General features: G+C 47.6%; 4 protein-coding genes and 1 pseudogene. All 5 read right to left on the bottom strand.

Annotated elements, in window-relative coordinates; genetic code table 11:
• Nucleotides 1-490: hypothetical protein (locus tag AB8804_RS23130; protein WP_371190272.1), on the bottom strand; the 490-nt coding region annotated here is incomplete at its 3' end.
• A gap of 756 nt (nucleotides 491-1246) precedes the next feature.
• Nucleotides 1247-2512 (bottom strand): type II toxin-antitoxin system HipA family toxin, encoded by a 1266-nt coding sequence (locus AB8804_RS23125; protein ID WP_371190270.1) that lies wholly within the window; start codon nucleotides 2510-2512, stop codon nucleotides 1247-1249.
• A complete protein-coding gene (locus AB8804_RS23120; RefSeq protein WP_371190268.1) occupies nucleotides 2505-2825 on the bottom strand; it encodes a helix-turn-helix domain-containing protein in 321 nt (106 codons plus the stop codon). Before AB8804_RS23120 ends, AB8804_RS23125 begins: the two co-directional genes overlap by 8 nt.
• Nucleotides 2826-3017: 192 nt before the next feature.
• Nucleotides 3018-3266 (bottom strand): annotated as a pseudogene (locus tag AB8804_RS23115) (Tn3 family transposase); the annotation flags it as partial.
• A 118-nt stretch (nucleotides 3267-3384) separates the two neighbouring features.
• On the bottom strand, nucleotides 3385-3476 hold a 92-nt coding region (locus tag AB8804_RS23110; protein ID WP_371190273.1), incomplete at its 5' end, for a hypothetical protein.

Genomic DNA, 3476 nt, shown 5'->3' with positions numbered 1-3476 from the left:
CGGAAGGAAGAATAAAAAAGAAATCATCCTTTCTGAACACACTATCCTTTTTATTAAATTGTTCGACCAGTGTAACAAGAATATATGGAACGAAAGGTATTGTTAATCCGAGATATCTCCAGATCCTGAGTTCGTCAGCTTTGCTCAGAGCATCCCTGAATTCCTGAATTTTTCCACCCTCAGTCAACGCCTGAAAATTGATAAAAATCTCATAAATATGCTCTGAAACTGCATTTCTTAGGAATTTTGCCTGCTTATCATCATATTGAGAAGCTCCCATATTTTCATAGCGTGTTCGATTGCCCGTCACGGTTGGACAGGAAGAGCCACGTTCATGAGCAAAGTGAGCGCTGGTTCTCACGGTTTTATCTGCTCTGACTCCGATGGCATCTCCACATACGGAACAGATGCCAGCTCTAATATTATGTTCGATAAACCATTGTATGGGCTTTAACAGTCCTGATTGCGGATCAATTGCGCTGAATGACATATCTATATCCTTATTAAATCTAGGCTTTAGTATTCAATATTTATGCTCAAATTTGAAGCAAAATGGATGCCGCATTGCGGCATGAAAGGCGCCAGCTGGCGTTAAATATACTTCTGAAGGTAAGTGGCGCCGTAGCCCGGCGCAGCCGGTTACGTAATTGATAGGTTACACCAATCCATCCCTTCGCCCTGCCAGACTAAACCCGCCAGACGCGGTACAGAAGCTTATGTGCGCTGTCGGAGTGGTCACGACAAGGCGAAGCCGCAGTCGGGGCGTATCTCCGCGTTAGCGGGCCGTAAGGGCCGCTTACGGGCGTGTACTCAAAACCTCCAGCGACACTATTCACAGCGACTCAAAATCTAGTTACAACATCCATTATTAAAAGCGATGGTGTTCCGGGCCTTCGGCCCGGGCGCGCTCGCTTTTCAGTGGTGGGTCCCGGCTCCGGTGTTACCGCTGTGCACAGGACTAAATCGTGGTTTGAGAGGGGCTACAAGTTTCAGTCACAGCTGAGAAGCTTCAGGTGGTGGAATGGGCCGCTCGGTTGGATGTTGTAACTACAGCTATCCCCTGAATTACATATGAACAGGTAATCTTTTTAAAAGAATATAGTTAAAGGTAGTTTAAAAGAATACTTGCTCCCTGGATGGGCTGCGGTTAGCAGCTAATTTGTGAGGTCTCTTGCAGTTAAGTGTGGATAAGAAATTCTCGATGTAGTTTGCATGAAAGCGACCTCTTTTTTGAGGCCGCGATAGCTTATTTGGATTGCATACCGGCAATGTTTTCGTTGATGCGATTCTGAATATAACTGATAGTATCTTTGGTGACTTTTTCGGGAAGTAGGTCACGGCACTTTGCGGAAAATGTGGTAGCCACAGACGAAATCCGCTCAATTAGCTCGTCTATCTGATTCACCTCTAGCTCAGCTTCCCGGGTTCCCAGGGCAACCAGATGCTTAAGTTCTATGCTGAGCGCTTCCCCCATAACATCCATCTGATGATACCCGCCGGGACCATCGCAGAAAGTAATGTCAAAGGCCGGTGCAAGGGACCAGCTCCCCTCCTGAGACATCAGATAGGCAAAGTTTTTGGGATGATCATCCCGGTTATTAAAGATGACATTGAATACCACGCGCTCAAATGCTCGTTTTTTTTCACTAATATCATTCGTGCAGAGCTGTGTCGCCCTAATGAAGTTTGCATAATCCATGGAGCCCGGGATCTGATAATTTGCACCTGTAAAGGCTGCGAGGCTTTGCATTGGTACTTTCATTTCTCTTTCTCTGTCGAATCGTCGGCTTGCAAAAGCCGCTTGTCCGTCAGGTAATTCAAAATACCTGGTTTCTGGCGTTTCAATCCCACATTCTCTCAGGCACTGAGAGTAGACCATTTCCACAGCGCAAACTTCGGGATGCTCCTGCCTGGCAGGGAACTTAATCAGCCATGGCTCAAGTTCCTGTGAAGGTATCGTTGTAAACTCATCCATCGCAGAGTGGCGATACAACAGGGCTTTTGGCCGGGCTCCCTGTGGAGAACCGCCCATAAGTAAAAGCCGGTTGAGAAACTCCCCTCCTTCACCTTTAAGTACTTCCTGTACCTCCGCAGCTAACTGGCTAACCGGGATATCTTCCTGAACAGATGCAACATCCGGTGATACTGGCTTATAAGACATAGCCCCCATAGCATTACTGCCGATATAGGTGAGTCGTTCGAGGGGGCCGATTCTTGCAATGTTAAGTCCGCGTTTACGAAACAATCTATCCATGAGCAGCATCCCCCATCCATCTGGCAGGGAGTCGTAAACTGGTCCAGGAAGCCCTAACTGGTGCAGAGGGAAATCACTCCGGAGTTTCGGCCCAGCCAGCGGTAGCGTATAGCTTGCCAGCTCCAGTCCTTTTTTTTGGGCTTCAGGACTATATTCGAAAACAGTCACCGGTCGACCTGTCAAAGCTGTCGTCGTAGCTAACGTTCCCCAACGCCAGTGCTCTCCCCAGCCATCATAAAAAACATCAACACTAATCATTTTTTGGACTCTTATTTCTGATGCGCTTGCGGGTTAACGTGTACTCATATCGGCGGAAATCTTCCAGACTTTCCAGCTTTGGTTTAAACAGTGATTCCAACTCATCAGTCCGGCCAAGGATCATTGCTACACGAATAATATTCTCAAAACTGGTATTTTTACCTGATTCTAGGTTGGATAATGTATTCACACCAATACCAGCCCGCTTTGCCAGCTCGGACTGAGTCATCTGTTGGTTGATCCTTTCTGTACGCAATCGCTCGCACAGAAGTGAGGCTACTTCATCGGGTTTTGTTAACGATAAATCCAACATACTGTGCTTTATCCCTCATTACTCAGCATAAGACACGTTATATTGGAATTATACCACAGGCGTACACAGCGGATAAACAAGTGGCGGTTGGAAGGATTTTAATGGGAACGATGCTGTGGTTTTAAGTCTCGGAAGACTGTAGTACCTGCTGCACTACTTGGGGTCAGTTTGGATATCGAAAATTATTGTACGTTAAGGCTGTTTTTTAACCTTCTCGACTTTGGCTGGTCTCAGTCGACGAAACTTACCGGAAGCAGGTATCCTGTTGCTTTTCCAGATATAATCACCTGTCAGATTGATGTGCTCCCAGCCTAACGGCGACAAATGCGACAACAGTTGCTCGTTGATCTTCAGCCCTTTACGCTTCAGGGCATCGACTGCTCTTTCCATATACACAGTATTCCACAGGGAGATCGCAGCCGTCAGCAGCGTCAGTCCGCTGCCGGGGTGGAGACTAACTGTAAAGCGGACAACATGCGCGGGGCATATTTCCTTTATGAGCTGTATTTCTCAGTATTGACATCCTCCCCGCCCTGAAGGACGGGGATTCCTGCAGCGTTCAGACCGAAGCCTGAATCACCCCGGTGGGTTCCTGCTTCAACGGGTGGCCTGAATGCGCCATCCCTCCACAGGCAAGTACGGCATGTCCTG

It is taken from the genome of Enterobacter sp. KBR-315C3_2022 (genome assembly GCF_041399425.1).
In the GTDB taxonomy this organism is placed as follows: Bacteria; Pseudomonadota; Gammaproteobacteria; order Enterobacterales; family Enterobacteriaceae; genus Enterobacter.
The sequence above is the reverse complement of the archived record's forward strand: the minus strand, read 5'-3'. Positions and strand labels throughout refer to the sequence as shown.

Coding starts and splice junctions, on each gene's coding strand:
- AB8804_RS23120 (WP_371190268.1), bottom strand. CDS start 2,825: ATGTTGGATTTATCGTTAACAAAACCCGATGAAGTAGCCTCACTTCTG.
- AB8804_RS23125 (WP_371190270.1), bottom strand. CDS start 2,512: ATGATTAGTGTTGATGTTTTTTATGATGGCTGGGGAGAGCACTGGCGT.